Genomic DNA, 3275 nt, shown 5'->3' with positions numbered 1-3275 from the left:
CCCATCTTCATCATGTTCCTTAGCCCATTCCAAATAAGTTTGAACCTTTTCGTATTCTTGCTTTTGCAACGGGTCTTCAGCTAAATAAACCTTTACAAGGTTTTCAAACAGCGTTCCCAATTCACGGGGTGATTTTGCCTTTTTACGGTAGAATTCCAACAGAGAGCGTAGCGTAACGTGTTCATTATCAGAGTTAACAGATTGCAGCATATTGTAATAAAAATCCCTTGCCTTATGAGATGATCAATAATCATCAAAAGAATCAAAACGAATTCAATCAAACGCATTTAAAGCAAATAACGATAAAAATGGGAAAAAACTGATAAAAAAAGCAGATATTTTTTCAAAAGGGACTTTAAAAGGCTGCTTATCAACAGTCCATGACATGGAATAAGATCAGCAAAGTAGTGAAATCTGCTATTTGTTTTATGAAAAAAAAGACAAATTTGATATGTGCTTTAAAATATCAGAATGAGTATTTTGATAAGTTTTATTACGAATTTTGCTTATAGGTTTTGAAGGTGTAAAAACCGTCAAACCCCCCTCAAAACGTATATTATTAGTTGAATTTATAGATTGCATTATCAATAGAGGTTGTTTTTTTAAGATCTGTAAAATCTTAACCTATTGAAATATAATGTTTTTACTTTTTATCGTTTTTTTACATAATAGCAGCAACCCTCAAAACTCAAAACCCCGTCAAAACCTATAGAGGTTGTGTTTTGGATATCTTTGACACAAGGTTAAAAGGACTCTTTATGTTTCTTCTTTTAAAAATGATAAAACAAAAACCCTCAAAGATAATTCGTAAACCCTCTGTTGGTACGATAAGATCTTTGAAGGTTTTAAGGACAACAAAAGATTACAATGACTTCATTGTTTTATGCTGTTGTTTTTAACGAAAGGATTCCATTCATAGCGTATGGTAGGTCGACCGCTTTGAGAGCTATTTTCCACTGATATTTGACGAATATGATTGGAACGACATAAGAGCTCTAAAGCTTGCTTAACGGCTCTATTATCTGTTAAACCGATCCAACTTCTTTGATGAATATCACGTAAAGTAAAGACATCGGGTAAATGATCACAGCGCTCGACAATCAATTTTGCCCCCTCTGTTGCTAAGCTATCCGCCGCCGCATAGAGCCTTTTGACATGACTTAACAGATATTTTTCCCATCGCAAGGCTGTTTGAAGGGCATCTTTATTGATTTCAAAACGCCCCCCTTCGGTTAATTCAAAAATCAATGCAAGACTTGCTATGGTTTTAGGCATTTTCAAAAGATGCGATTGTAAGCTTTCAGAAAGGTTATTCTCTTTAGCTTCTTTAAAAATCTTTTGCATCCATTCACAAAAGATCTCTTGAGCTTCAGCAGAAAAGCGCATCACAAGAGGGTGTTCTGGTGAACCAAGGGGGTTATCATAAAGAGAACGAAATGCCCCTTCATACGTTTCCCATGCCTCTTGATTGGGCGGTCTATCAACCCACTTCCAATCTTTTGTTTCATCGGGAAAGACAAGCATTTGAAAGCGTTGTAAGAAACCATCATTGCCTTTGCCATATAAAACATTGCGTATAAAGGGCAGAATGCGAGAGGGTTGAATGCCCCCTATAATAGAGACGGTTGCATTGGGAATAAAAATGGTACCCCGCCCAATCCGGTCATAAGTAAATTGACCATCTCCATTAAAAGCTTCCAAATAAAAGGCACGGTCTGTTTGATATTCTTTTCGTTCCATATCTGTTAAGAAACCGGATAATTCATCACGCACCATCAAGAGACCGCGGGGGTTTTCTTTTAAGAGTTCCCCAAGCTTTTCCACGCTCGTATCATTGACAATAAAACGAGAGACATTATCATCATGCGCATTGTCTTTAGAGAGGGTTTCATACAAAAGAGCACGGGCTGTTTCAAGATCTCCTTTTTTTATTGCTTTATGGGCTTGTTTTTTCTTTTCGGATTTGTCTAAAGTTTCAAGTATCTCTTCAATTTCTTGTCTCTCTTTCTGCTTTAGCCAGTCTTTATACCATTTCTTTTGAAGGCAAGTGATAGGAGTTAAAGCGGCTTGCATGGTAGGTGTTTTCATGGTTGAAGGTTGACCAATAAGAGCGCCCCAGAGATTAGGGACAATCTTCCAATCATCATGTTGTTTTGGAGCAATCCGCACGCCATTGCCAATGAGAGCAGCCAAGCCACACAAAGCAGCGACAGCCACAAAATCAAGAGGAGCTTGTTGACGGTCAGCAACGTCATAAATATAGCGACTTAAAGTTAAAGGCATTTGCGCAGCATGAAAAGGCTCGACGGGTAAGAGAGTATATTCAAGTGGTTTTAATTCCCCCCAACCGTTTTGTTGCAATGCTTGTTTATAAGGAATGGCTTCTAAACAAGTCTTATCATTTAAAGAGCCATTATCGTTATCATTGCATGAAACATTTTGATTATTGTTCTCTACAATATTATTTTTATTCTCTCTCATTTATTTATACCTTTTAGTATCAAAACATTATTGAAATCTAGACCGTAGGGGGCTTGCATCATAAAGACCTCAAAGCCTTGTCTATAGGCACGCGCAGCGAGGTTAAAACCTGCTTTACGCTCCGCATCATCTCCATCCATTGCAATGGTGAGACGGGCTTTTGTAGGAGGTAAATTCACATGCATCATGCCATGAGTTGAAAGGGACGCCCATAAATTCACGGACTCTGTTAACAACCCAGACAGTAGAGCCAGACCGGTTTCAATGCCCTCACAAATGACCAGATGTTTTGGATTGTCTTGGCTTAAATGCACAGCACCACCCGTGACAGATCCCAACATAGCTTTGGCTGGTGATTGATCTGTTTTGCAGCCATTGTTTTGTAAAAAGGTTCTATGAATGGCAAAGGAACCAGCCCCCTTAACAAGAGCAACCAACGCGGGGAGTGTAACTCCAGAGGGGTGTGGACATTTGCTATGAAAACGTAAATCAGCAGGCAAATCACATGTAATCCCCCGCATGCGTAAATAGGTTTCTGCTAAAGTATTTTTGATTGGTTGGCTTTGTTGCCAAATTACTTTTGCTTTCTCTGCTTTCCTTTTTGCTTGTTTGAGATCAGCACAAAACTGTTTTGAGAAAGAAAGCGTATGATCATAAGCTTGTTTTCCAAGCAATCCAATTCTAATAAGCGCTTGTATGATCTCTCTAAAAGAGCAGCCAGCATAACAATAGAGTAAAAGACGCCCATCATTTCCATTAGAAATAGATAAACTAGGCAACCTATCATCATGAGC

The 3275-nt window shown here is 38.4% G+C and carries 3 protein-coding genes; all 3 read right to left on the bottom strand.

What is annotated here, in order from left to right; genetic code table 11:
• Window positions 1–210, bottom strand: a 210-nt coding sequence (locus ACFIM1_RS09045) for a hypothetical protein (RefSeq protein WP_375609910.1), incomplete at its 3' end; no start/stop codon positions are given.
• Between the two features lie 663 nt (window positions 211–873).
• Window positions 874–2481 (bottom strand): YfjI family protein, encoded by a 1608-nt coding sequence (locus ACFIM1_RS09040; RefSeq protein WP_375694662.1) that lies wholly within the window; start codon window positions 2479–2481, stop codon window positions 874–876.
• Window positions 2478–3275: toprim domain-containing protein (locus tag ACFIM1_RS09035; RefSeq protein WP_375694661.1), on the bottom strand; the 798-nt coding region annotated here is incomplete at its 5' end. The genes ACFIM1_RS09035 and ACFIM1_RS09040, both read right to left, overlap by 4 nt.

This window comes from Bartonella sp. AC158YNML (assembly GCF_042196725.1).
Taxonomy (GTDB): Bacteria; Pseudomonadota; Alphaproteobacteria; order Rhizobiales; family Rhizobiaceae; genus Bartonella.
Note: the sequence above shows the minus strand (reverse complement) of the source record. Positions and strands in the feature narration are given on the sequence as shown.

Bases quoted from the DNA above. Each gene is read 5' to 3' on its own strand.
- ACFIM1_RS09040 (WP_375694662.1), bottom strand. From the start codon at position 2,481: ATGAGAGAGAATAAAAATAATATTGTAGAGAACAATAATCAAAATGTT.